At 67.1% G+C, this 24,818-nt stretch carries 22 protein-coding genes; 4 read left to right on the top strand and 18 right to left on the bottom strand.

Going from position 1 to position 24,818, the window contains the following annotated elements:
- Nucleotides 1-267: 267 nt before the first annotated feature.
- The 9 genes from I6H87_RS08650 to pilM all read right to left on the bottom strand — a co-directional run bounded on the left by I6H87_RS08650 (nt 268) and on the right by pilM (nt 9,373).
- Nucleotides 268-993, bottom strand: a complete 726-nt coding sequence (locus I6H87_RS08650; protein ID WP_011616149.1) for a transposase — start codon at nt 991-993, stop codon at nt 268-270.
- A 101-nt stretch (nt 994-1,094) separates the two neighbouring features.
- On the bottom strand, nt 1,095-2,231 hold the full coding sequence (locus I6H87_RS08645) for a deoxyguanosinetriphosphate triphosphohydrolase (RefSeq protein ID WP_010812349.1): 1,137 nt from the start codon (nt 2,229-2,231) through the stop codon (nt 1,095-1,097).
- A gap of 48 nt (nt 2,232-2,279) precedes the next feature.
- The gene (aroB, locus tag I6H87_RS08640; protein WP_010812350.1) at nt 2,280-3,386 is read right to left on the bottom strand and encodes a 3-dehydroquinate synthase; all 1,107 of its coding nucleotides are present in this window, start codon (nt 3,384-3,386) and stop codon (nt 2,280-2,282) included.
- On the bottom strand, nt 3,383-3,943 hold the full coding sequence (locus tag I6H87_RS08635; protein WP_010812351.1) for a shikimate kinase: 561 nt from the start codon (nt 3,941-3,943) through the stop codon (nt 3,383-3,385). Before I6H87_RS08635 ends, aroB begins: the two co-directional genes overlap by 4 nt.
- Nucleotides 3,944-4,286: 343 nt before the next feature.
- Nucleotides 4,287-6,407 carry a type IV pilus secretin PilQ gene (gene pilQ, locus I6H87_RS08630; protein ID WP_010812352.1) on the bottom strand — a complete coding sequence of 707 codons (2,121 nt, stop codon included), beginning with the start codon at nt 6,405-6,407 and terminating at the stop codon, nt 4,287-4,289.
- Nucleotides 6,404-6,955 (bottom strand): pilus assembly protein PilP, encoded by a 552-nt coding sequence (locus tag I6H87_RS08625; RefSeq protein WP_011616151.1) that lies wholly within the window; start codon nt 6,953-6,955, stop codon nt 6,404-6,406. Before I6H87_RS08625 ends, pilQ begins: the two co-directional genes overlap by 4 nt.
- Nucleotides 6,952-7,623 carry a type IV pilus inner membrane component PilO gene (locus I6H87_RS08620; RefSeq protein WP_010812354.1) on the bottom strand — a complete coding sequence of 224 codons (672 nt, stop codon included), beginning with the start codon at nt 7,621-7,623 and terminating at the stop codon, nt 6,952-6,954. Before I6H87_RS08620 ends, I6H87_RS08625 begins: the two co-directional genes overlap by 4 nt.
- A gap of 2 nt (nt 7,624-7,625) precedes the next feature.
- Nucleotides 7,626-8,285, bottom strand: a complete 660-nt coding sequence (locus tag I6H87_RS08615; RefSeq protein WP_010812355.1) for a PilN domain-containing protein — start codon at nt 8,283-8,285, stop codon at nt 7,626-7,628.
- Nucleotides 8,286-8,302: 17 nt separating this feature from the next.
- Nucleotides 8,303-9,373 (bottom strand): type IV pilus assembly protein PilM, encoded by a 1,071-nt coding sequence (pilM, locus tag I6H87_RS08610; RefSeq protein ID WP_037023846.1) that lies wholly within the window; start codon nt 9,371-9,373, stop codon nt 8,303-8,305.
- Nucleotides 9,374-9,775: 402 nt separating this feature from the next.
- On the opposite strand from pilM, the gene I6H87_RS08605 reads away from it, so the two are divergent.
- Nucleotides 9,776-12,151, top strand: coding sequence for a penicillin-binding protein 1A (locus tag I6H87_RS08605; protein ID WP_081050290.1), 2,376 nt, complete (start codon nt 9,776-9,778; stop codon nt 12,149-12,151).
- 72 nt (nt 12,152-12,223) lie between these two features.
- Here the strand turns inward: I6H87_RS08605 and cyaY are convergent, their stop codons facing one another.
- Entirely contained in the window at nt 12,224-12,559 is a 336-nt protein-coding gene (gene cyaY, locus I6H87_RS08600; protein WP_010812358.1) for an iron donor protein CyaY, read from the bottom strand.
- Nucleotides 12,560-12,940: 381 nt separating this feature from the next.
- Here cyaY and lysA point away from each other — a divergent pair, with 381 nt between their 5' ends.
- On the top strand, nt 12,941-14,200 hold the full coding sequence (lysA, locus tag I6H87_RS08595) for a diaminopimelate decarboxylase (RefSeq protein WP_010812359.1): 1,260 nt from the start codon (nt 12,941-12,943) through the stop codon (nt 14,198-14,200).
- A 19-nt stretch (nt 14,201-14,219) separates the two neighbouring features.
- On the opposite strand, the gene msrQ is transcribed toward lysA, so the two are convergent.
- From msrQ to I6H87_RS08555, 8 genes are all read right to left on the bottom strand, one after another.
- The gene (msrQ, locus tag I6H87_RS08590) at nt 14,220-14,918 is read right to left on the bottom strand and encodes a protein-methionine-sulfoxide reductase heme-binding subunit MsrQ (protein WP_010812360.1); all 699 of its coding nucleotides are present in this window, start codon (nt 14,916-14,918) and stop codon (nt 14,220-14,222) included.
- Nucleotides 14,918-15,919, bottom strand: a complete 1,002-nt coding sequence (msrP, locus tag I6H87_RS08585; RefSeq protein ID WP_010812361.1) for a protein-methionine-sulfoxide reductase catalytic subunit MsrP — start codon at nt 15,917-15,919, stop codon at nt 14,918-14,920. The genes msrQ and msrP overlap by 1 nt, the downstream gene beginning before the upstream one ends.
- A gap of 179 nt (nt 15,920-16,098) precedes the next feature.
- The gene (locus tag I6H87_RS08580; RefSeq protein WP_011616153.1) at nt 16,099-16,938 is read right to left on the bottom strand and encodes an anti-sigma factor family protein; all 840 of its coding nucleotides are present in this window, start codon (nt 16,936-16,938) and stop codon (nt 16,099-16,101) included.
- Nucleotides 16,935-17,477, bottom strand: coding sequence for an RNA polymerase sigma factor (locus I6H87_RS08575; RefSeq protein ID WP_010812363.1), 543 nt, complete (start codon nt 17,475-17,477; stop codon nt 16,935-16,937). Before I6H87_RS08575 ends, I6H87_RS08580 begins: the two co-directional genes overlap by 4 nt.
- A 27-nt stretch (nt 17,478-17,504) precedes the next feature.
- Nucleotides 17,505-17,945, bottom strand: a complete 441-nt coding sequence (locus tag I6H87_RS08570) for a COG4315 family predicted lipoprotein (RefSeq protein ID WP_011616154.1) — start codon at nt 17,943-17,945, stop codon at nt 17,505-17,507.
- Between the two features lie 159 nt (nt 17,946-18,104).
- Complete coding sequence (gene ccsB, locus I6H87_RS08565) at nt 18,105-19,271, bottom strand: c-type cytochrome biogenesis protein CcsB (protein WP_136227831.1); 1,167 nt, start codon at nt 19,269-19,271, stop codon at nt 18,105-18,107.
- Between the two features lie 49 nt (nt 19,272-19,320).
- Nucleotides 19,321-21,507 carry a cytochrome c biogenesis protein ResB gene (locus I6H87_RS08560; protein WP_011616156.1) on the bottom strand — a complete coding sequence of 729 codons (2,187 nt, stop codon included), beginning with the start codon at nt 21,505-21,507 and terminating at the stop codon, nt 19,321-19,323.
- 186 nt (nt 21,508-21,693) lie between these two features.
- Complete coding sequence (locus tag I6H87_RS08555; RefSeq protein ID WP_010812367.1) at nt 21,694-22,353, bottom strand: c-type cytochrome; 660 nt, start codon at nt 22,351-22,353, stop codon at nt 21,694-21,696.
- 500 nt (nt 22,354-22,853) lie between these two features.
- Here I6H87_RS08555 and yihA point away from each other — a divergent pair, with 500 nt between their 5' ends.
- Together yihA and hemB are read left to right on the top strand one after the other, a co-directional pair.
- On the top strand, nt 22,854-23,555 hold the full coding sequence (gene yihA / locus I6H87_RS08550) for a ribosome biogenesis GTP-binding protein YihA/YsxC (protein WP_010812368.1): 702 nt from the start codon (nt 22,854-22,856) through the stop codon (nt 23,553-23,555).
- 264 nt (nt 23,556-23,819) lie between these two features.
- Nucleotides 23,820-24,812 (top strand): porphobilinogen synthase, encoded by a 993-nt coding sequence (hemB, locus tag I6H87_RS08545; RefSeq protein WP_010812369.1) that lies wholly within the window; start codon nt 23,820-23,822, stop codon nt 24,810-24,812.
- Nucleotides 24,813-24,818 lie beyond the last annotated feature (6 nt).

Here is a 24,818-nt window from a genome sequence, read left to right as displayed (position 1 = left end):
TGCGCGAACTGGCTGGGCGTACCGGAACGGGGACCGCGCGCTTTCTCGTTTTCTTTATTCCTCCACCCAAACCGGAAACCGGCGGGACGGAAAATGGGGACGAAGCTGTCAGCGGGCCGCAGCGGCGTACACGAGCGTGACGCGCCGCACAATGACTGTGGGTGGAGCAACTATATGGGAATCGCGTTCGCCTCGCAAAATTTTTAAATGGGGTCAGATCATATTAAGTTGCGCACCGTTTCGGTGATCCATTTAAATGGGGACACATTAATTATGCGACGGCTCTGACGCATTCAACGGTGCCGTTTGCACCTTTTTGGGGCGCCCTTTCGGCAGCGGTTGCACGCGCCGGGTTGCGTGCCGCTCCAATTGGGCCAGGAACGCTTCGTCGCCAAGCGGCCAGCCGCTGTGGGCATGGGCGCGCAGGGTTTCCAGGGTCTTGCCCGCCAGGCCCTCGGCGGTCAGCATCCGGTAGTTCGACTGGCGCTCGAACGGCGTATTGCCCAGCTCCCAGTACGCGGAGTGGTCGCTCACAAACGGGCTGGCCTCGATGCCGGCGTGATGGTGGTAGCTGCTCCAGCGGTCACCCTCGGGGGCGCTGACCTCGCCCGCGCGCAGCGCGTTGCCCTCGACATAGAGCATCGCCGGCAGCATCCACCGGGCCGGATCGAACACCGCGGAACGGAAGCGCCCTTCCCACAGCGTGCCGGTGCGGCTGGCCACCCGGTTGAAGTAGCGCGCATAGCGCCGCCCCACCGCCTGCATGGTCAGGCTCAGCGAGTCTGACTCCTTGGGTGTGGCCACCAGGTGCACGTGGTTAGGCCGCAGCGCGTAGGCGTGGACGGCAAGGTCATGCTCGCGCGCGGCCATGCGCAGGCAGTCGAGGTAGTGCAGGTAGTCGTCCGGCCCCAGGAATACGGGCTGGCGGTTGTTGCCGCGCTGCAACACCAGGGCGGGCAGACCGGCGGGGGAAAAGCGGGGAAGGCGTGCCATGACAGGTCATGCGAGCATTGATGCCCGCATCATAGCCTGATCCGTCCCCACTTATGCGGCAGGCTGGCGCGCCGATTGGAGGGCCAGCCGGAACGCGGCCGTCAGTTGCCTTCGCTGACCGCGAAGATGCGGCGGTGCTCGCGGATCGCGTAGCGGTCGGTCATGCCCGCGATGTAGTGGGCAATCAGACGCGACTGGTCGCCGCCATGGCTGGCCTGGTACTGCGGCGGCAGCAGGCGCGGATCGGACATAAAGGCCTGGAACAGGTCGCCGACAATGCGCTGCGCCTTGGCCGACATGCGCATCACCAGGTAGTGCCGGTACAGGTGCCGGAACAGGAAGCGCTTGAGTTCGGCCGCTTCTTCATGCATCTGCGGGCTGAAGCCGACCAGCGGGCCGGCGGCGCGCACCGCGTCGATATTGCGCGGATTGGCTGCGGCGATATTGCTGCTGGTGGTCTCGATCAGGTCGACGATCAGCGTATTGATCATGCGCCGGACCGTCTCGTTGATCGCGCGCCGGCCGTTGACGCCAGGGAAGACCTCGGCCACCTCGGCGCGGTGGCGGGCCCACATCGGCACCTCGTCGAGCTGCTCCAGCGTCAGCAGCCCCGAGCGCAGGCCGTCGTCGATATCGTGATTGTTGTAGGCGATCTCGTCGGCCAGGTTGGCCAGCTGCGCCTCCAGCGACGGCTGCGTGCCCTCCAGGAAGCGCCGGCCCAGCTCGCCCAGCGCCGAGGCATTGACCCGCGAGCAATGCTTGAGGATGCCCTCGCGCGTCTCGAAGGTCAGGTTCAGCCCGTTGAAGCCGCCGTAGCGCTCTTCCAGCTCGTCCACCACCAGCAGGCTCTGCAGGTTGTGCTCGAAGCCGCCGTGGTTCTTCATGCAGGTATTGAGCGCATCCTGCCCGGCGTGGCCAAAGGGGGTGTGCCCCAGGTCGTGCGCCAGCGAGATCGCCTCGACCAGGTCTTCATTGAGGCGCAGGTTGCGCGCGATCGAGCGGGCGATCTGCGCCACCTCCAGGCTGTGGGTCAGCCGGGTGCGGAACAGGTCCCCTTCATGGTTGACGAAGACCTGGGTCTTGTACTCGAGCCGCCGGAACGCCGTGCTGTGGATGACCCGGTCGCGGTCGCGCTGGAATTCGCTGCGCGACAGCGATGCGGGTTCTGCATGCACCCGCCCGCGCGTCTGCGCAGAGCGGGCGGCGTAAGGGGCGAGATGGCTTTCAAAGTCGGTCATGCGGCGCGTCCGGTGGCTGGGGCGGGGTGGCGAGGCATAACCGATCGGTCAGGCGACCGGGGCCTCGGTGGGTGGTTTGAGCACGGCGTGCGCGAGCGTGGCGCGCAGGTCAGCGTCCGGCACGGTGGTGATGAACGCTTCGCCGAGCTGCTTCAGCAGGATGAACTTGATGCTGCCCGCCTCGGCCTTCTTGTCGACCTTCATCAGTTCGATATAGCGGTCGGCACCGAGTTCCGGCGCCACCACGGGCAGGTTGGCGGCCTGCGTCAGCTCGCGGATGCGGGCGCGGGTCTCGGTGTCGATAAAGCCCAGCCGGTGCGACAGGTCCGCGGCCATCACCATGCCGCAGCCGACGGCCTCGCCGTGCAGCCAGGCGCCGTAGCCCATGCCGGCCTCGATCGCATGGCCGAAGGTGTGGCCGAAATTGAGAATGGCGCGCAGGCCGCCCTCGCGCTCGTCCTGGGCCACCACGCCGGCCTTGATCTCGCAGGAGCGCTGCACGGCGAGCGCCATCAGGTCGGGGTCGCAGGCATTCAGCGGCTTGATGTTGCGCTCGATCCAGCCGAAGTACTCGGCATCGGCGATGGCGCCGTGCTTGATGACCTCGGCCATGCCGGCGGCCAGCTCGCGCGCGGGCAGCGTGCGCAGCGTGTCGATGTCGGCAATCACCGCGTTGGGCTGGTGGAACGCGCCGATCATGTTCTTGCCGAGCGGGTGGTTGATGCCGGTCTTGCCGCCCACCGACGAATCCACCTGCGCCAGCAGCGTGGTCGGCATCTGGATAAAGGGCACGCCGCGCATGTAGCAGGCCGCGGCAAACCCGGTCATGTCGCCCACCACGCCGCCGCCCAGCGCGACCAGCGTGGTCTTGCGGTCGGCGCCGGCCTGCAGCAGCGCGTCGAAGATCCGGTTCAGCGTTTCCCAGTGCTTGAAGGCTTCGCCGTCGGGCAGCGTGACGGTGCGCACGGTCTTGCCGAGCGCGGCCAGGGCCGCCTCCACCCGCGCCGCGTAGAGCGGGCCGACGGTTTCGTTGGTGACGATGACGGCGTGCTGGCCGCGTACATGCGGGCGCAGCAGTTCGGCGTTGTCCAGCAGGCCGGTGCCGATATGGATGGGGTAGCTGCGCTCGCCCAGGTCGACTTCAAGCGTAATCATGGATTGGGGTCCTGCGCCGGCGGCTCCGACGCTTCCGGCGGCACGGAGGCCGGCTGCGGGGGATCGATCGGGAAACCGGCCATTTCAAGTTGCATCAACACCATATTAGCAAGCTGCGCCACCGAGGGCTTGCCGGTTTCGATGATGAAGTCGGCAACCTCGCGGTAGAGCGGGTCGCGCTCGGCATAGAGCGCCTCGAGCTTGCCCTTGGGGTCCTCGGTCTGCAGCAGCGGCCGGTTGCGGTCGTGGCGGGTGCGCAGCCACAGGTCGTGCGGGCTGGCGCGCAGGTACACGACCGTGCCGCGGGCCTTCAGCACCTCGCGGTTCTCGGCGCGCAGCACGGCGCCGCCGCCGGTGGCCAGCACAATGCCCTGGCGCGCGGCCAGCTCGCGGATCATCGCGGCCTCGCGGTCGCGGAAGCCGGCTTCGCCCTCGACCTCGAAGATCACCGGGATGCGCACGCCGCAGTGGGCCTCCAGCTCATGGTCGGAATCGAAAAACGGATAGTGCAGGCGCCGCGCCACCGTGCGGCCCACGGTGGTCTTGCCGGCGCCCATCAGGCCGACGAAAAAGAGGTTGGGTCGATCGGATTCCGGTCGCTCGGAGTCAGATCGATCGGCATCGCGCCGATCCTGGGCCTGGCGCTGTGCCGCCGGGCCTGTCGCTGAGGCTGTCACTGGACTGTCGTTCGGGAGCGCGGCATGCGGGCCGTCCTCCCCGGTTGGGAACTGCATCATCTTCTTATGTTGTGGCGCGGCCGGCAAGTGGCGAATGCGGCATGGCCCACATGGCTGGCCCGTCCCGGGCCGTCTCCGCCCCCCGCGGCGCGCAAAAAAAGGCCGCATCCCTCGATGCGGCCTGCCAGTCTACTGTATCCGGCGTCCTCCGGACGCCATGTCCCTACCGGAGCGACACGCTCTCGTTCAGGATGCGCGGGGTCAGGAACACCAGCAGCTCGGTGCGGTTGCGCACCTTGGCGTTGTTCTTGAACAGGTAGCCCAGCACCGGGATATCACCCAGCAGCGGCACCTTGTCGGTTTCGTTGGACTCGGTCTGGGTGTAGATGCCGCCGATCACCACCGTGCCGCCGTTCTCGACCAGCACCTGGGTCTGCACGTGCTTGGTGTCGATGGCAAAGCCGGAAGTGGTCTGGATGCCGACGCTGTCCTTGTTCACGTCCACATCGAGCAGCACATTACCTTCGGGCGTGATCTGCGGCGTCACTTCCAGCTTCAGGTTGGCCTTGCGGAACTGCACCGAGGTCGCACCGCTGGAGGTCGCCGCCTGGTATGGCAGCTCGGTACCCTGCTCGATCAGCGCCTTGATGTTGTTGGCCGTGACCACGCGCGGGCTGGAGATGATCTTGCCCTTGCCATCCGCTTCCAGCGCCGACAACTCCAGTGCCAGGAATTTGGTGGCGGCGCTGTTGAACAGGCTGACCGCGATATTGGCCGGGTTGGTGCCGTTGATGGCGCCGGCAGGCAGGCTCAGGAACGGGCCGTTGTCGGAAGTCGCCCCGGGCAGCACGTTGTTGTACGTGTTGCCGACGCGGGCGTTGTTGTACTGCCCGGCAAAGCCCAGCTTCACACCCAGGTTGCGGCTGAACGAGTCGGTGGCCTCGACGATGCGCGCCTCGATGATCACCTGGCGCACCGGGATGTCGATCTTGCCGATGAAGTTCTGCACCTCTTCCAGCTTGCTGGCGATATCCGAGACGAAGAGCTGGTTGGTGCGCGCATCGGCCGTCAGCGAACCGCGCCTGGACAGCATGCGCGCGCTGGCGCCCGCCGACCCGGCAGTACTGACGGCGGCCACGGCACCGCCGCCCGCCCCCATGCCGAGCAGCATCTTGCGCACGTCTTCGGCACGCTGGTAGTTGAGCTGGAACACCTGGCTGCGGATCGGCTCCAGGTCATTGATCTGCTGCTGCGACTCCAGCTCCAGCTTCTCCTTGGTCTGCAGCTCCGCCTTGGGCGCCACCCACAGCACATTGCCGTTGCGGCGCGAGGCCAGGCCCTTGGCATCCATCACGATCTGCAGCGCCTGGTCCCACGGCACATCCTTCAGGCGCAGCGTCAGGTTGCCCTGCACGCTTTCGCTGGTGATGATGTTCAGGTTGGTGAAATCGGCAAACACCTGCAGCAGCGAGCGGATGTCGATGTTCTGGAAGTTCAGCGACAGGCGCTCGCCGCGGTAGCCCGGGCCACTGATCAGCTTGGTCGGGTCTTCCTTGACCGGGCGCACCTCGACCACGAACTGGGTATCGGTCTGGTACGAGCTGTATTCCCAGTTGCCGCGCGGCTCGATCGTCAGGCGCGCGTTGCCGTTGGTGTCCGAGGCGTGCATGCCCTGCACCGGCGTGCCGAAATCGCTGACGTCGAAACGCCGCCGCAGGTTGTCAGGCAGCGTGGTGCCGAGGAAATCGACCACGATATTCTTGCCCTGCTGCGCGATGTTGATGCCCGAGTCGCGCGAGGACAGGTCCACCACCACGCGCCCGGCGCCATCGGCACCGCGGCGGAAGTCGACATTGCGCACCGACGGCCGCGCCGCCGCGGCCGCAGGCGTCGCAGCCGGCGCAAACGTGGGCGCAGCGTTCTTGAGCGCCGGCGCCACGTTATCCAGCGCCACCACGAAGTAGTTGCCGCGCTGGTCGGTGCGATAGGTGGCGTTGCGCGTGAGGTCGAGGATCACGCGGGTACGGTCGCCGATCTGCACCACGTTGGCTGACTTGACCAGCTTGCCGCCGTAGTCGTACTGCGCGCGCCGGTTGGCAAAGCCGGTATCGAAGAAATCGATCGCGAGCCGTGCCGGGTTCTGCGTGGTGAAGTCCGCCGGCTTCTGCGCCAGCGGCCGTTCGAGCTCGATCGTGAACACGGTCTGCTCCCCGACCATGCTGACGTCAACCGACTTGATGCGGTTGCTTTGTGCCAGCGCGGCCGGTGCGGCAATCACCAGCAACAGCGCCATCGCCATTCTTGCGGCGCCCGCGAGCGCACGGTACCAGCGCGCGAGGGTCATGCCGCCACCTCCAGCTTCAGGCTGGTCATTTTCTCTTTCCACTCTGATACCCCCTCCCGGACCAATTCGCGCAGCACGATCTCCTGATCGGTGATGCGGACCACCCGGCCATAGCTCTGGCCGAGATACTGACCCACCTTGATATGGTGGATCTTGTTATCAACCCGCACGATGCCGAAGGTCTCCCCGTGCTTCTTCATCATCCCGAGCATCTTGAAGTTCTCGAGCGGGTAGTCCTCCAGCGGCTCGCGGCGCCGCCCGGCTTCGGGCGAATCCGCGAGCGTCTTGTTCAGCTCGCCGATCTTGGCCTGCGCGAACGGCTCGGGCGCCTTGGCTGCGGCGTACTCGCGCGGCACATAGGGCCGGGCGTCGGGCAGCGGCTCGGGCGGCTTGGCGCGCGCGCTGCGGGTGGCATCCATCCACTGGCGCAAGGCGTCTTCATCGCTGGCGCCGCAGGCGCCCAGCAGGCCGACAGCCAGCGCCGCCGCCGCGAATGTGCGTGGCGCCGTGGTCCAGGCGAGGCTGCGGGTACGGGCGGTGCGGCTCACTTGGCACCTCCTGCCTTGGCTGCCGCAGCGGCTGCCGCGGCCTTGCGCTGCGCGGCCTGCTCGTCCGGGTCGAGCGCGCGGTAGGCCATCGCCACCGCCTCCATCGACATCCCGCCTTCCTTGGTATTGGCCAGCTGCAGGTTCTGCATCGACACGATCCGCGAGAGGGCCGCCACGTCGGCATTGAACTGCGCCACCTCGTGGTAGCGCCCGGTCACGCGCAGGTTCACCGGGATCTCGGCGAAGTAGGGCTTGATCACCGCCCCCTGCGGCTTGAACAGCTCGAACTGCAGCCCCCGTGCGACACCGGCGTGATTGACGTCGGCCAGCAGTGCATCCATCTCGGCCTTGTTGGGCAGCTGCCGCTCCAGCAGCGCCACGCGCTGCTCCACCTGCTTCTTCTGCTCGCGCAGTGCGTCCAGGTTGGCCACCTGCGCCACCTTGGACTGGTACGCCTGCTTCAGGCTTTCCTGCTCCTGGCGCTGGCGGTCGAGTTCGTCGAACCTGGCGCTCCAGTAGAACTGCCAGCCCAGCACCAGCACCACGGCCGCGGCCAGCACCGCGAACAGCACACGCGGCGCGGCCGGCCACGTCTCCGGTTCGCTCAGGTTGAGCCCGCGGAACTGGCCGGTCAGGTCGGCCAGGTTGATTTCAGTATTGAGCGCCATGGTCAGGCCTTTCCGGCTGCGGGTGCGGGAACTGGGGCGGCTGCGGGTGCGGAGGCGCCCGGCACGGTCTTCTTGCCGTCGGCCGCCGCTTCCGGCGCGCGGTACGCGAAGCGCATCGAGAAGTCGAACAAGCGGCGCTGCTCGCGCAGGTTGTTGGTCATGGTGACGGCCTTGGATTCGACCAGTTCGGCCTTGTCCAGCCAGGCCACCCCGCTCAGGTTGCGCAGCAGCTCGGAAATGCGCTCGTTGGACTGCGCCACGCCCGCGATGGTGAAGGCCTCGCCGGTCTGCTTCAGGCTGGTCAGGTAGACGCCCTCCGGCACCTGCCGCACCAGTTCCTCAAGCAGCTGCACCGGGCGGTTGCGCTCGGTCTGCAGGCTTTCAACCGCCTTCTGGCGCTGCAGCAGCGCGTCGATGTCCTTCTTCAGGCTGTTGACCTCGCGGATCTGCCCGTCCAGCCTGGCGTTCTCAGTGCTCAATACCTGGTTGAGCGCGACCACCGAAGCGATGCGCCCGTCGATATAGAAGCCGCCCAGCAGCACCACGGCAGCGCCAGCCACCGCGGCACCGGCCAGCATCGTATAGACCTTCTTGCGGCGTGCTGCCTTGCGGGCTTCGTGGTAAGGCAGCAGGTTGACCGAAGGCAGTGTGTTCGTAGACATCTGATGCCTCCGGTGCGTTATTGCAGGCCGCGCAAGGCCAGGCCGGCACTGACGATGTACGCCGGCAAGTCGCGCTGCAGGTAGCGCTCGTTGACCTTGGCGTTGGTCGCCATGTTGGCGAACGGGTTCGCCAGCGTGGTGGTGATCTTGGTCTGGTGCTGGATTGCCGATTGCACGCCGAGCAGCGACGCATGTCCGCCCGAGAGCAGGATCTCGTCGACCCGGCCCAGGCTGGAACTGGCGATGAAGTTGCCGACCGCGGACTGCACTTCCATCGCCAGTGCATCCAGCGACGGCTTGAGCAACTGCGCGCGCCAGGCTTCAGGCAGCGTGTTCTTGCGCTTCTTGATCTCGGCCTTGAGCGCGTCGAGGGTGAACATGCGCGCCGCACTCTGCGTGAGCTGGTCGCCGTAGCTGTTCAGCGGCTGCTCGTAGAGTTCCTTCCAGCCCTGGTAGAAGATCGCCTTGGAACGGCTGCCGCCCAGATGGATCACCGCCACCACCGGCAGCGCGCGCGCATCGGCCTCGGGCATCTCGTGCGGCACGCCCAGCATCTGCACGATCGAGCGCTGCACCGCGTATTCCTCGACATCCATGACCTGGGGCTTGAGCCCCGCCATCTCGGCCGCGGTCACGCGCTCCTGCACGCGGTCGCTGTTGGCCGCCGTGACGCGCACCCCGATACCGCCCTCGGTCTCGCTGGGGCCGATCACGGCGAAGTCGAAGTTGACCGCCTGCGACGGCGGATAGAGCCGGTGCGCCTCGGATTCGACCTGGGAATACAGCTCGTCGTCGGACAGGTTGTCCGGCAGGCTGACCGTCTGTGACTCCGTCAGCATGGACGGCACGCCCAGCACCACGTCCTTCGAACGGATGCCGGCCTTGCCCAGCGCGCGTCTGAGCGCGATCCCGACGGCCTCGATATTGATGACGTTGCCATCGGCAACGGCGTTGCGGTCCAGCAGTTCGCTGGCGCATTTTTCCAGCCGATAGTCTTGCCTGCTGCCCCCTACGGACAGCTCGACTACCTTGACACTGGACGACCCGATATCCACACCGACCGTAGTCCGGCGTAGAAGCCCCGACAAAATGCCCCGACGCAAGGTGACCCCCTGACTTTTGAACTCGCCCCTGGCTTGAACGCTCTAATCGGGCGAGCCTTGTTTCTTGAATGAAACGTTTGCTCTTTTATGTTGGTCGATTCTCACAAAATCCAGCATCGGTGGCAATGTGCCGAACTGGCGCCGAGTTCTTTTTGAGAAGCCCCTCACCAATCCGTTGCCAAAACCCCACGGTCGTCGGGTTCCCTTCCGTGGGCGCTTGTGCGCCTGCCCGCACCCCTTTAGCTGCACGCAACAGCGCCGTGCGTGCACGCATTCGCCACATTACATCTTGTAACAGCGCGATAGCGGCGCCCGCACCACTGTACGCCCGGGCGGGCCGATGCCGGAAGATATAATCCCGGGCACCCCTGACTAGGTATTTCCCTTATGGCCACCGCACAACACAAGCCGTCCCACCCTGCCCGCCGTCCGATCTGGACGCGGCTCATGTTCTGGGCGGTCGGACTGGTTGTCGCCGGTGCCGTCGTGATTGCGCTGCTGCTCGGCTACGCGCTGCTGGTGGCCGCGCCCAACCTGCCTTCGCTGGACACCATCACCGACTACCGGCCCAAGATCCCGCTTCGCATCTATACCGCGGACAATGTGCTGATCGGCGAATTCGGCGAAGAGCGACGCAACTTCGTGCCCATCGCCGAGATTCCGGACGTGATGAAAAAGGCGGTCCTGGCGATCGAGGACGACCGCTTCTACGAGCACGGCGGCGTCGACTTCGTCGGCGTGCTGCGCGCCGGGCTGGCCAACCTGCGCGGCGGGCTGTCGCAGGGCGCCTCCACCATCACCATGCAGGTGGCGCGCAACTTCTTCCTGTCCAGCGAAAAGACCTACACGCGCAAGATCTACGAGATGCTGCTGGCGTACAAGATCGAGGCCAACCTGAACAAGGACCAGATCCTCGAGCTGTACATGAACCAGATCTATCTGGGGCAGCGCGCCTACGGCTTCGACAGCGCCGCGCGCGTGTATTTCGGCAAGTCGGTGCGCGACGTGACGCCGGCCGAGGCCGCCATGCTGGCCGGCCTGCCCAAGGCGCCGTCGGCGTACAACCCGGTGGTCAACCCGCGCCGCGCCAAGGTGCGCCAGGAGTACATCCTGCAGCGCATGCGCGACCTGGGCTATATCACGCCCGACCAGTACGAGCAGGCCGTGCATGCCGAGCTGAAGGTGCGCACCGAGGGCAACGAGTTCTCGACCCACGCCGAGTACGTCGCCGAGATCGTGCGCCAGCTGATGTACGCGCAGTACCGCGAAGAAACCTACACGCGCGGCCTGACGGTCTACACCACGCTGACCAAGCCGGACCAGGACGCCGCCTATGAGTCGGTGCGCTCCGGCATCATGAACTACGAGCGCAAGCACGGCTACCGCGGCCCCGAGGCCTTTATCGACCTGCCTTCCGACCCGGCCGAGCGCGAGCAGGCCATCGACGATGCGCTGGTCGAGCACCCGGGCAGCGGCGACCTGCGCTCGGCCGTGGTCACCAGCGTGTCGGCCAGGCAGGTGAAGGCGACGCTGCTGTCGGGCGAAGTGGCAACCATCGAGGGCTCGGCGCTGCGCTTTATCGCGCCGTCGCTGTCGTCCAACGCGCAACCCAAGATGAAGATGCGCCCCGGCGCGGTCATCCGCGTGACCCAGGACGAGAAAGGCAACTGGTCGGTGACCCAGCTGCCGGAAGTGGCCGCGGCGTTCGTGTCGATCAACCCGCAGGACGGCGAGATCCGTTCGATGGTGGGCGGCTTCGACTTCAACCGCAACAAGTTCAACCACGTGACCCAGGCCTGGCGCCAGCCGGGTTCCAGCTTCAAGCCGTTCATCTACTCGGCCGCGCTGGAAAAGGGCTTCTCGCCGGCCACGGTGATCAACGACGCACCGCTGACGATCGGCCCCGATACCGGCGGCCAGGTGTGGGAACCGAAGAACTATGACGGCCGCTTCGAGGGCCCGATGACCATGCGCCGCGCGCTGGCCAAGTCCAAGAACCTGGTCTCGGTGCGGATCCTGCGCGCGATCGGCACGCAGTACGCGCAGGACTACATCACGCGCTTCGGCTTCGAGGCCGACAAGCACCCGGCCTACCTGCCGATGGCGCTGGGCTCGGGTGCCGTGACGCCGCTGCAGATGGCGGGCGCGTACTCGGTGTTCGCCAACGGCGGCTACCGCATCAACCCGTACCTGATCCAGAAGGTGGTGGACGCGCGCGGCAACGTGATCTCCGAAACCCAGCCGCAACGCGCCGGCACCGACGCCGTGCGCGTGCTTGATGCACGCACCGCCTTTCTCGCCGACACCATGCTCCGCGACGTGGTGCGCATAGGCACCGCCAACAGCGCCAAGCAGCGCCTGGGCCGCAACGACCTGGCGGGCAAGACCGGCACCACCAACGACGCGGTCGATGCCTGGTTCGCCGGCTACACGCCCAACCTGGTGGCGATCGCCTGGATGGGATACGACCAGCCCAAGAGCCTGGGCGTGCGCGAAACCGGTGGCGGCCTGGCGCTGCCGATCTGGGTCGGCTACATGAGCAAGGCGCTCAAGGGCGTGCCGGAGTCTCCCGAGCGCCCGGCGCCGGAAGGCGTGCTGATGGTGGGCGGCGACTGGACCTTCGAAGAGAACGCCGGCGGCGCCGGGGTGGCTTCGGTGGGCCTGGGCGATCCGTGGCCGGGCAAGCCGGAGGAGTCGACCAACGCGCCGGCCGACACCGAGACCGAGAAGAAGAAGATCCTGGAGATGTTCGGCGGCGCCTGATCACGGCCGCCAGACAGCAGAAAGCCGGCCCACGAGGCCGGCTTTTCTTTTGCCCGCCAGGCAGGCTTTGCGTCAGCCCAGCGTGAGGGCCGCGCCGGCCTGCTCACTGACGTAGCCCGACAGCGCCGCGTACAGCTCGCCGCCGTTGCGGGTGTCGATCCAGCGCTCGCCGTCGCGGCGGAAGTGGAAGCCGCCGGCGCGCGCGGCCACCCACAGTTCCTGCATCGGCGCCTGGCTGTTGATGATGATCTTGGTGCCGTTCTCGAACTCCAGCTCCATCACGTTGCCGGTGCGGCTGATCTCAATATCGGCGTCGGCCGCGTCGGCGGCCGCCTCGACCGTGGCTTCGATGCGGTCCAGCTCCTGCGTGGCCAGGGCCAGGAACTCGCTTTCGCTCAAGGGGGGCATGCTAAACTCCGAGACCGCCGTTGCCGCCGCTGCCCGGACCGGGCGTACGTGGCGCGAACGGCTTTTTTGTTAAGAATCCTTCGGATGCCCGGCCGTTGCGCGTCGGACCATCCAACGCCTTGCCAACAGCCTAAAGGACGACCCGATGCTGCGTCGTGTTGCGATTGTATCGGCGTTTGCCGCCGCCCTTGCGATGCCCCTACTGGGCGGATGCGGCATCCGCGGGCCGCTGACCATGCCCAAAGTGCCGCCCGAGCCGACCCCGCCGACCGTGACGGATCCGGGCCTGGGCCGCGCCGATGCCATGCCGGGCCCGCCCGCCACCCCTGCCCCCGCCGCGCAGCCAGCCTCGTCTCCTGCCGCCCCCACCACCCGATAACCATGACCGCATTTTTCCATCGCCAGGACGGCGCGCTTGCCGTCGAGCAGGTGCCGCTGGCGCGCATCGCCGCTGAATTCGGCACGCCCACCTATGTGTACTCGCGCGCGGCGCTGACCGCAGCCTACCAGGCCTACGCCGCCGCCTGCCAGGGCCGCAAGGCGCAGGTCCAGTACGCCATGAAGGCAAACTCCAACCTGGCGGTGCTGCAGGTGTTTGCCAAGCTCGGCGCCGGCTTCGACATCGTCTCGGGCGGCGAACTCAAGCGCGTGCTGGCCGCCGGCGGCGACCCGCGCAAGGTAGTGTTCTCGGGCGTGGGCAAGAGCGCGGCGGAAATGGAACTGGCGCTGGCACATGACGTGCGTTGCTTCAATGTCGAGTCGATCCCCGAGCTGGACCGCCTCAACGAAGTGGCCGGCCGCGTGGGCAAGCGTGCGCGCGTGTCGCTGCGCATCAACCCGGACGTGGATGCCAAGACGCACCCGTATATCTCCACCGGCCTGAAGGGCAACAAGTTCGGCATCGCCTTCGAGGACGTGCTGCCGACCTACCGCGCCGCGGCCGCGCTGCCGCACCTGGAAGTGACTGGCATCGACTGCCATATCGGATCGCAGATCACCGAGGTCGAGCCCTATCTGGAAGCACTGGACAAGGTGCTGGACGTGGTCGAGGCGCTCGAGCGCGACGGCATCCGCCTGGAGCATATCGACGTGGGCGGCGGCCTGGGCATCACCTACACCGACGAAACCCCGCCGGACATCACCGGCTTTGCCACCACGCTGCTGGAACGCGTGGCCGCGCGCGGCCACGGCCACCGCGAGGTGCTGTTCGAGCCGGGCCGCTCGCTGGTGGGCAACGCCGGCGTGCTGCTGACGCAGGTGGAGTTCCTCAAGCCCGGCGCGGCCAAGAACTTCTGCATCGTCGATGCCGCCATGAACGACCTGGCACGCCCGGCCATGTACGAGGCCTACCACCGCATCGAGCCGGTGGTGCTGCGCGACGCGCAAGCGGCGACCTACGACATCGTCGGCCCGGTGTGCGAATCCGGTGACTGGCTCGGCCGCGACCGCGCGCTCGCGGTGCAGCCGGGCGACCTGCTGGCAGTGATGTCGGCCGGCGCCTACGGCTTCACCATGAGCTCCAACTACAACACCCGTCCGCGCGCCGCCGAAGTGATGGTCGATGGCGCCAGCGTGCACCTGGTGCGCGAGCGCGAACTGGTCGAGGACCTGTTCCGCGACGAGCGCCTGCTGCAGGACTAAGACCCCAAGCCCGGCCCGCCTACGCGGCGGGCTGGCGCGCCCCCGCGGGCTTGCGCAGCCGCCACCACAGCCGCATCCCCAGCAACACGAACACCACCGCCGCATAGATCGACACTTCGCCAAAGTCGTTCTTGCCCGCCTTGTGCCACCAGTAGTGCAGGATGGCCAGCACCGCAATCGCATAGACCAGCTTGTGCAGCGCCTGCCAGCGCTTGCCGCCCAGCCAGCGCACCATGCCATTGGTGGAAGTCAGCGCCAGCGGAATCATCAGCATGAAGGCGGTGAAACCCACCGTGATGAAGGGCCGCTTGTACACGTCCTTGATCATGTAGGCGAGGTCAAAGCCGCGGTCCACCCCGATCCACAGCAGGAAGTGCTGCAGGCCGTAGAAGAACGCGAACAGGCCCAGCATGCGCCGCAGCTTGATCAGCCAGTTCCAGCCAGTGAGGCGGCGCATCGGGGTGATGGTCAGCGTCAGGCACAGCATCACCAGCGTCCAGGTGCCGGTGGAGCGCGTCACGAATTCAAGCGGATTGGCGCCGAACTGCTCCGTGGCACCCAGGTACAGCAGCCGTACGAACGGCAGCAGCGCCAGCAGCCAGACCGCAAGCTTGAGCGCGCGCACGCGCTGCGGCGACAGCGTGGCCAGGCCGGCCGGCTTGCGCGCCGCCACGGCGGCGGCGCTGGTGGAAGAGGTAGCCATGCGCTCGCCTTGCATCAGAAGAACTTCTTCAGGTCCATGCCCTGGTACAGCGACGCCACCTGCTGGCCGTAGCCATTGAACGGCAGGGTCTTGCGCTTGGGTGCGAACAACGCGCCAAAGCCGCTGCCGCGCTCCTCGCCGATCCGGCGCTCGGTGGCCTGGCTCCAGCGCGGATGGTCCACGTCCGGATTCACGTTCGAATAGAAGCCGTATTCCTGCGGCGCGGCCAGGTTCCAGCTGGTGGGCGGCTGCTTGTCGACAAAGCGGATCTTCACGATCGACTTGGCGCTCTTGAAGCCGTACTTCCACGGCACCACCATGCGCACCGGCGCGCCGTTCTGGTTGGGCAGGACCTCGCCGTACAGGCCGAAGGTCAGCAGCGCCAGCGGGTGCATGGCCTCGTCCATGCGCAGGCCCTCACTGTACGGCCAGTCGAGCACGCCGCTGCTGACGCCGGGCATCTGCTTCTTGTCGGCCAGCGTGATGAACTGGATGTACCTGGCACCAGGCTGCGGCTCGACGCGCCGGATCAGCTCGGCCAGCGGGTAGCCGACCCACGGGATCACCATCGACCAACCCTCCACGCAGCGCAGGCGGTAGACGCGCTCTTCCATTGCCGCCAGCTTCATCAGCTCGTCCAGGTCATAGACCTTGGGCTTCTTCACCAGCCCCTCCACCGACACCTGCCATGGGCGCGGGCGCAGCGTGCCGGCGTTGCGCGCCGGGTCGGACTTGTCGGTGCCGAATTCGTAGAAGTTGTTGTAGGTGGTGACGTCCTCGAAGGGCGTGCGCTTGTCGGTGATGACATAGGCGTTGTTGGGCGTGGCGGCCAGCTTCTGGCCGTGCTGCCCCTGCGCCAGGGCCTGGCGCGCAAACCACGGCGCCAGCGTGCTGCCGGCTGCGCCGGCCGCGGCCAGCGCCAGCATGCGGCGGCGCGCTTCGAAGACGTGACGGGGCGTGACCTCGCCGGCGGCGATATCGCCGCCGCGCAGCCATTTGGGGGAAGGGATCAGCATGGTTTTCCTCGTTGCCTGGCCGTGCCGGCGCCGGTCGCGCCCACACGCTTGCAGGATTGGACTCTGGCCTTGGTCGGAGAGTGCTGGCCAGTCCTGACAGTTTTTTGTGCCTGCGTCGGAATGCCGCGGGTCATGAGGCGCCAGGCGCACGCAATGTGCCGCCTGCACCTCGCGCGCGGCTATCCGCCCTGGTATTGCTGGTACACCATCTGAGCCACCGTGAGCAGCCGCGCCCGCTCCAGCGGGCCCGCCAGCGCAAAGCCCAGGTCGCGGTCGATCCAGTAGAAGGCCATCATCGGGTCGCGGCCGGCGGCTGGCCGCCTGGAGCCTGCGCCTGGCATGCGCTCGACGCGGAAGCCCGTATCGGGCGTGCCCTGTGCCATGCGCCGCAACTGCAGCGACAGGCGCGTACCGTCGTCCGCTTCATACATCAGGATGGCCGACGGGCCGCCTTCGGCCACGCCCAGGCGGCCGCCAATCAGGTGGAAGCCCTGCGCGCGCAGGTCCGGCACCTGCAGCGCCGTGCCCAGGCGCTTGGACAGCCATGCGATCAGATGGGCCTCTTCCGTCGCCGCGACTTCAACCGGGTGGCGCATTTCCGGAGCGTAGACCGCGTGCGTCGCCAGCGCCTCGCGCGCAAAGCGCTCGCCGGGCGCCAGCACCAGCGTGCTGCCGCCAAGGCGGTCATGCGCCCGCCAGCCGAGAGCGCCGCCCACCGCCAGCAGCGCCACCGACGCGCAGGTGGCCGCCAGCGCCATCGCCCAGCGCGGCCTGGTTCGCGCGGCATTGCGCTTGCGATCTCCGTGCAGCCCCGGCGGCAAGGCCGCGAGCGGTACGGGTTCGTTCAGTACGGGATCCAGCGCCCCGTGCAGGGCATCGGCCTGCCTGCGCCAGACTGCGACCTGTGCCGCCGCCTCCGGGTGCTGCGCCAGGTACGCCTCCACGGCGGCGCGCCGCGCGCCGGAAAGCTGGCCATCGGCGTAGGCATGTAGATCGGCTTCGTGGATGGCGGACATCATTTCACCCGCTGCAGGGGCTTGCCGGAAGCTGCCGGCACGGCAGCGGGCGCCTTGCCGTCGAGCAGCCGCCGCATCTGCTCGCGCGACCGCGCCAGGCGCGACATCACCGTGCCCTGCGGAATATCGAGCACGCGCGCGGCCTCGGCGTACGTCAGTTGTTCCAGGCTGACCAGCAGCAGCACCGCGCGCTGCGCCTCCGGCAGTTGCGCCAGCGCCTGCACCAGGTCACGGCGCAGGCCGGGGTCGTCAGCGGGGGCGCTGACCTCGGGCAGCGTCTCGGTGGTGACCACCAGTTCCTTCCTGCGCACGGTATTCAGGCGCAGGCGGTGCATCAGGGTCAGCAGCCACGGCAGCAGGCCATCGGCGCCGTCGCCCCACCAGGCGCCGGGGCGCAGGCGGAAGCGCCAGCGGTAGCGCAGCGCGCGCTCGAGCGTGTCCTGCACCAGGTCGTCGGCCAGCGCCGCGTCGCCGGTGAGGCCGCGCGCATGGCGCCGCAGCCGCGGCGCCAGCGCGACGAGCTGGCCGTCAAACCCTTCCATGCTGTGGCTGCGGTGGCTGCCGAAGCGTCAGGGCTTGGCCACGTGCCAGACGTTGTTGAGGTTGTCGCCGGTGCGGTCGCCCGGCTTGGCGTCCTTGGCAAAGCGGTACAGCGGCATGCCGCGGTACGCCCACTGCTTGCCGCCGTCATCGCGCGTGATGATGGTGTACTGGCCCGACGCATTGCTGCCAGGCGCGGCCATCAGCGGCGGCCAGTTGGTGGCGCACGGGCCATTGCAGGCGCTCTTGCCGCTGCCGGCGGTGTCGCGGTCGAAGGTGTACAGCGTCAGGCCCTGCGGATCGGTCAGCACGCCACTGGTCACCTTCACCGTGGGCGGCAAGTTGCCGGCGCCGCCGCCACCGCCCAGGCCCATGCCGGAACAACCGGCGAGCAGGACAGCCGCACAGCCGAGCGCGAGCGCGGCGGGACGAACGAGGGATGCTGCAGTGGTAAGACGCACACGTGCCATGATCTTGTTCTCCATGCAAACCGGTGCCGCCAGCCGGCACCGCTCCTCAAGTAAACACCGGATGTGACGCCTTTATTCCATGGGCATCCAGAAAAATTGAAAAAAGACGAAAAAAAACCTGCCCGGAGGCAGGTTCTTGCATTGCAGCATGGCGCCGCGTCACAGTTCGCCGTAGCTGTGCAGGCCCGACAGGAACATGTTGACGCCCAGGAACGCAAAGGTCGTCACCAGCAGGCCGACCAGCGCCCACCAGGCCGCCACCGTGCCGCGCAGGCCCTTCATCAGCCGCATGTGCAGCCACGCCGCGTAGTTCAGCCAGACGATCAGCGCCCAGGTTTCCTTCGGGTCCCAGCTCCAGTAGCCGCCCCAGGCCTCGGCCGCCCACAGCGCGCCCAGGATGGTGGCGATGGTGAAGAAGGCAAAGCCGACTGCAATGGCCTTGTACATCACATCATCGAGCAGTTCCAGCGATGGCAGGCGTTCGGCCAGGATGCCGCGCTGCTTGAGCAGGTAGGCCACCGAGACCATCGCCGCCAGCGCAAAGGTGCCGTAGCCGATAAAGTTGGCCGGCACGTGGATCTTCATCCACCAGCTTTGCAGCGCCGGCACCAGCGGCTGGATCTCCTGCGCATTGCGGCTGACCGTGTACCACAGCAGGAAGCCCACCGCGGCCGACACCACCAGCATCACGAACGGACCCAGCGCGCGCGTGGCGTAGCGGCCTTCGTAGTAGAGGTAGAACAGCGAAGTGATCAGCGTGAACAGCACGAACACTTCATAGAGGTTGGAAATGGGGATGTGGCCGATGTCCGTGCCGATCAGGTAGGACTCGTACCAGCGCACCAGCAGGCCGGTGAAGCCCAGCACCACCGCGCCCCAGCACAGCTTGCTGCCGATGCTGTAGCCCGTGTTCGAGCGCGCCGCCAGCCCGAGCCAGTAGAACAGCGTGGACAGGAACACCAGCGCGCTCATCCACAGGATGGCTGACTGGCTCGACAGGAAGTACTTCAGGAAGAAGGCCTGGTCCGCGCGCGCCAGCTGCCCCTGGTAGAGCTGGATCGCGAACAGCGACAGCGCGGTGAGCGCCAGCATCAGCGGGCGCACCGCCTTCCAGTGCCAGCCGAGCAGCGCGAAGGTAGGCACGGCGCCGATCAGCACGGCCTTGTCGTAGCCATCCATCCACTGCCCGTATTGCGACAGCGCCACGCCGGCGCCAACCGCCAGCGCCAGCGCAAAGAGCCAGTCCACCCAGGTCAGACGGCGCAGGAAGGAAGGTTCGAGATAGGCCTCGTCAGCGCCGGTGTCGGCGCGCGTGGTGCCGCGCATGGCGGGACCGGCCTGGTTCACATTTGAGGACATAGCGTACCTGCTCAATTCAGTGGGGGGTGCCGGCGGGCTCGGGCGCCTCGCTGCGGCCCCCTGCGGCGCGGCCGATATCGTCACGCAGCGCCGTGAATTCCTTTTCGAAATCCATCGTGCGGCGCTGGGTCGACATCGCCATCAGCACATGGCTGCCAGGCTCGGTGTCGCCCTCGGCGGGCTTGTCTTTCACCCAGATCCAGACCCGGCGCTCGCGTATATAGAACATCGCGAACACGCCCAGCACCAGCAGCAGACAGCCAAGATACACGATGTTCTTGCCCGGCGCACGGGTCAGCTGGAACACGCTGGCCTTGATCTCCTTGAAGTCGTCGAGCTGCAGGAACACCGGCGCGCCGTAGAAGAAACTGTCCGACAGCGCGTTGATGGCCTGCTGCAGGAAGGTGCCGCTCTGGGCGCTGTTGGCCACCACCGGCAGCTTGTCCTGGGCGCGCGCCAGCTGCCACAGCTCCCACATCGAACCGTTCAGGATCTTCAGGAGCACGTCGGCGGCCTTCTGCTGCTCGGCCGGGGGCACGGATTTCTCGAGGAAGGCGGCGATCGCGGTGAAACCGCCCGGGGGCGAATCCGGCGTGGGCCGCGTGGCGCCGGCGAACAGATCGAGCGCACGCAGCGAGCTTTCGGCCAGCTGGCGGCGCAGGTCAGCCTTGTCATCGCCCGGCATCGACGCCAGCGCAAAGCGGCGCGCGGCTTCGCCGCGCAGCGCGCGGTCCTGCAGCGCGGCGCGCAGGCGCATCCAGTCGGCCACGCTGCCCTGGTCGTCGGCGGGGATGCGCAGATAGCGGAATGGTTCGCTGGGCGATTCACGCATGCCGGCCAGGAACACCGACTGGCCGTCCATCTGCACCGGCACCATGTAGTTGTTGAACTCGCGCGCCTGGCCGGTGCGGTCGCGCAGCTTGTACTGCACCGACGGGCCGACATTGCGCAGCGTCTTGGCGCGGTCGGTGCTGGCGGCGGCGCCCAGGTGCTTTTCCAGGGTCTCGTTGAACGATTTGCGCGCCACGCCACGCGCGTCGGGCTTGCCCGAGGCATCGGTGACGTTCTCGATATTCATCAGCCGGAAGTCGCTGAACTCGACCGTCAGGCCATCGCTGTCGGCGCTGGTGCCGGTGCCCGCCAGCGGCTTGTTGCCGCCCACCGCGCCATCGATGGTGAAGGTGGCGTGGCCGCTGCCCTGCATCGGGTAGCCGACGAACTTCAGGCGCGAGCCGCCGTCCTCGAAGCTGGACTGGTAGATGGCGATGCCGTCGACGATCAGCGGCTCGTTCACCTTGATGGTGGCCTCGGTCTGCTTGCCGGTGGCGCGGTCGGTCACGATCACGTCCGAGGCAAACAGCTTGGGCATGCCGGTCTCGTAGAAATCGACCTTGAACTTCTTGAGCGTGATCGCGAAAGGCAGGTCCTGCACCAGCGCGCCGTCCGAGATGTTCAGGATAGCGGTGGAGACGGTCGAGCCCTCGGGCACGTAGGCGTTGCCGCGAAAGCCCGGGTTGCTCGCCGACAGCCGGTGCTGCGGCGGGATCTCGCTGATGACCGCGTTGCCGCTGATCGGGGTCTTGCCGCCCAGCCACATCTGCGCGCGGATCAGCAGGTCGCCGTCCAGCAGGCCGCCAATACAGATCACCACGATGGCGGTGTGCGCCAGGATATAGCCGGCCTTGTTGGCCGCGCCGGCCTTGGCCGCCAGCAGGGTGGCGCCGTCATGCTCGACCGCCTTGAGGCGGTAGCCGCGGTTGCGCAGCAGCGCCGACAGGCGGCTCACCGCCTCGGTGCGCGGGCGCGCGCCGTCGAATTCGCCGCGGTGATGGAAGGCGCGCAGGCTGCGCTCGCGCACATGGTCCTTCCACGAGCGCATGTCCGCCACCATCCTGGGCGCATTGCGGATCAGGCAAAGGCTGGTCGACACCACCAGGAAGGCCAGGATCAGCAGGAACCACCAGGAACCGTAGACCTTCTGCAGCGACAGCGTGTGGAACACATCGGCCCAGAACGGCCCGAACTGGTTGACGTAGTTGGGATACGGCTCGTTCTGCTTGAGCACGGTGCCGATCACGCTGGCGATGGAGATCACCGTCAGCAGCGCGATCGCGAAGCGCATCGAGGACAACAATTCGACCGCGTCGCGCAGCACGCGGTGAGAGGTCTTCAGGTGCAGCCCTGAAGTGGAAGCGGTCGACATGTGCAGGGAAACCTAAAACAACGTGCGGCTGGAAATGAAAAAAGGGCGGACATGCTTTGGCAAGCAGGCCACCCTTTTCGATTGTGACAGGCGCGTTCGGTTGCATGCCGCGGCCCCCCGCCGGAACGGGGGACCGCCAAACCAACGCGCCGGCGCCTGGCGGGCGCCAGCGGAGTCGCGGAATCGTTATCGAACGCCGGCGACGTAATCCGCCACCGCCTTGATCTCGGCATCCGACATCTTGGCGGCGATGGTCGTCATGACCGGGTTGTTCTTGCGGGTGCCCTGGCGGAATGCCACCAGTTGTGCCTCGGTATAGTCCGCCCACTGGCCGCCGATGCGCGGGTACTGGGCGGGGATGCCGGCCGCAGTAGGACCGTGGCAGGCGGCGCAGGCGGGCACGCCCTTGGCTGCAATGCCGCCGCGGTAGATCTTCTGGCCGGCTTCGATGGTGTCCTTGTTCTTGGCGGTGGCCGGCTTGAGCGACTGCTTGGCCAGGTAGGCGCCGACGTTGCGCATTTCCTCGTCGGTCAGCACCGACGCCATCGGCACCATGATCGCGTTGTTGCGTGCCTTGGACTTGAAGTCGGCCAGCTGCTTGTGGACGTACTCGGGATGCTGGGCGGCCAGCTTCGGGTTGGCGGCGGCGGCACTGTTGCCGGCGGCGCCGTGGCAGCTCAGGCAGGCGGGCACATTGCGGTCGGGGGCACCTTGCGTGTACAGCGTTTCACCCTTGGCCGGGTCAGCCTTTGCGGCGGCCTGCTCTGCGGCAGATGCCATTCCGGAAAGGGCGGCGGCAGGAACGGCCAAAGCCAGGACACCCAGAATCTTCGCAATGCGGTTCATTCGCACACCTTCTCTGAATTGTTTTGGATACCGTGATGCGTGCCGCCCCGGCGCTTTGCCGGCGGTGAGGACGCGCCGGTGCAAAGGCTGGTATCGTGGCGACCCGCGCGCGGCTGACCGATCCGCAAAGCGCTGGCCGTGGCGGCAGACCCCGCCAGCCCGCTCCCGCAGCCGCCGCACCCTCCGGTGCAACGCGCAATGCGGGGCAAAGGCCCTGCCCACGATGGAACGACACACTAGGCTTCCCGCCCGGACGACGGCAGCCGAGGCACGCGGCCATGGATGCCACGCGTCACCCGTTCAGGAGACCGTAAACCGGCGTATTGTACAATAAGTTATGTGCCGGATTGATGCCTTGCGCCTTGTCATGCCCCTTTCGGGCTGCGCCAGATCAACCCCGGCGGGCGGCCCAGGCCGCCAGCCATCCCACCCTGGCGAGACCCCGGCCCCGGCATGCGCAATGCGCACAGCCTCCGCGGCCCGCCCCACCGCTCTAGCGCATGTCCCTTCTTCACCAGGCCCGCTTCTTCATCACCGTGAACCACCTGCGCGACCTGCCCGCCACGGCCGTGCCGGAGGTGGCGTTCGCCGGCCGCTCCAACGCCGGCAAGTCCACGGCCATCAACATCCTGTGCAACCAGAAGCGGCTGGCGTTCTCGTCGCGCACCCCCGGGCGCACGCAGCATATCAACTATTTCTCGGTGGCGCCGGTCAAGGCGCCCGACCCGCTCGCCTTCCTGGTCGACCTGCCCGGCTACGGCTATGCCGAGGTCTCGGGCTCGGCCAAGTACCACTGGCAGGGGCTGCTGAGCGACTATGTGCAGACGCGCCAGCAACTGTCCGGCCTGATCCTGATGATGGACGCGCGCCGTCCGTTCACGGATCTCGATTGCCAGATGGTGGAGTGGTTCCTGCCGACGGGGCGCCCCATCCACGTGCTGCTGACCAAGGCCGACAAGCTGACCAACAGCGACAACGCCAAGGCGCTGCGCGAGACCCGCAAGATGCTGCAGGGCTACGCCGAGCAGATGGAAACACCGGTGCCGATGACGGCACAGCTCTTCTCCAGCCTGAAGCGCCGCGGCATCGAAGAGGCGCAGGGCGTGATCGCCGGCTGGCTCAACCTGCCGGAAGCGCAGAAGGCCGAAGCCCGGTCCGCAGCGGAGAAGAGCGAGCCGCCTGCTGCCGATCCCGCAGAGTAATCACCAGGTCAGCACGCAAAAAAAAGCCCCGCTGCAAGCAACGGGGACAAACTTTCCCGCCGCTGGGGCGGGTACCCGCTCAGGGAGGAGTAGCGGGGGACACCGCGCCACGCAGGGCGCAACGCAAAGTGTCCGCGAGTATGATAGCGGGCACGCTCAAAAGTTTAGTTTTTCTTCGGCCAGCGGCTTTGGACCGCGCTTTGCCGCGCGCGCCGTGCTTGCCGGCCCGCTTTCCTGTCCAGCCCTACAGTCAAGAAGCCCGCCATGTCCACCTTCCCCGAATACCGCCCGCGCCGCATGCGCCGCGATGATTTCTCCCGCCGCATGATGCGCGAGCATCGCCTGTCGCCGGACAACCTGATCTACCCCGTCTTCATCCTTGACGGCCAGAACCAGCGCCAGGCGGTGGCGTCGATGCCGGGCGTCGAGCGCGTGTCGGTCGACCTGCTGATGCCGGTGGCCGAAGACTGCGTCAAGCTGGGCATCCCGGTGATCGCGCTGTTCCCGGTGATCGACCCGTCGCTGAAGACGCCGGACGGCATCGAGGCCACCAACCCCGAGGGCCTGGTGCCACGTGCCGTGCGCGCGCTCAAGGACCGCTTCCCCGAGCTCGGCGTGCTCTGCGACGTGGCGCTCGACCCGTACACCAGCCACGGCCAGGACGGCGTGCTGGACGACAACGGCTACGTCATCAACGATGTGACCGTCGAGATCCTGGTGCGCCAGGCATTGGCACAGGCCGAAGCCGGTGTCGACATCGTGGCCCCGTCCGACATGATGGATGGCCGCATCGGCGCGGTGCGCACCGCGCTGGAAGACAACGGCCATATCCATACGCGCATCATGGCGTACTCGGCCAAGTATGCGTCGGCGTTCTACGGCCCCTTCCGCGACGCGGTGGGCTCGGCCGCCAACCTGGGCAAGGGCAACAAGATGACCTACCAGATGGATCCGGCCAATACCGACGAGGCCCTGCGCGAGGTGGCACAGGACATCCTGGAAGGCGCCGACATGGTGATGGTCAAGCCCGGCATGCCGTACCTGGACATCGTGCGCCGCGTGAAGGACGAGTTCCGCTTCCCCACCTACGTCTACCAGGTCAGCGGCGAATACGCGATGCTCAAGGCCGCCGCGCAGAACGGCTGGCTGGACCACGACAAGGTGATGATGGAATCGCTGCTGGCCTTCCGCCGCGCCGGCGCCGACGGCATCCTGACCTATTTCGCGCGCGACGCCGCGCGGCTGCTGACGGCCTGAGCGGCT

Origin of the sequence: Cupriavidus necator (assembly GCF_016127575.1) — a bacterium.
GTDB lineage: Bacteria > Pseudomonadota > Gammaproteobacteria > Burkholderiales > Burkholderiaceae > Cupriavidus > Cupriavidus necator_D.
The sequence above is the reverse complement of the archived record's forward strand: the minus strand, read 5'-3'. Positions and strand labels throughout refer to the sequence as shown.